Source organism: Bradyrhizobium sp. Mp27 (assembly GCF_029953005.1).
Lineage (GTDB): Bacteria > Pseudomonadota > Alphaproteobacteria > Rhizobiales > Xanthobacteraceae > Bradyrhizobium > Bradyrhizobium barranii.
In genome coordinates, this window is the sequence record NZ_JASAUS010000625.1 from 1 (window position 1) to 490 (window position 490).

Genomic DNA, 490 nt, shown 5'->3' on the forward strand with positions numbered 1-490 from the left:
TATGAACAAGCGGCCCGATTGCTTCATCACGACGCTCATGCGCTCGACCAGCGGCGCGAGGTGGAAGGCGACCGTTCCCATCCAGTCTGCCAGAACGGCGCGATCGATGAAGATGCCATGCCGAGCCAGAACCTGCGACTGACGATAGAGTGGCATGTGCTCGCTGAACTTGGCGACCGCCACCTGCGCCAGCAGCGCCTCGGTGGGGATGCCACCCTCCACGAGATGGGCGGGCGCCGGCGCCTGAGCAACACCGGTGCAGCCCTTTGCGCAGGCGTAGCGCGGTCGCACCGTCTCGATCACACGATACTGGGCGGCCATGACATCGAGACGGCGGGAGCGATCCTCGCCGATCTGGACCATCCGGCCGCAGCCGCAGGGACACTCGAGGTTCTCGGGTTCGATCACCTGCTCGATGCGCGGCAGGTGCGCGGGAAAGGCACGGGCAGCGCGCCTGGTCCGGCGGCTGGACGGCGCCGTGCCGGCGCGG

The 490-nt window shown here is 68.2% G+C and carries 1 protein-coding gene; it reads right to left on the bottom strand.

The genetic code is table 11. From position 1 onward, the window contains the following. The coding region (locus QJT78_RS52060; protein ID WP_281460937.1) for a transposase at positions 1 to 490 on the bottom strand (490 nt) is incomplete at both ends.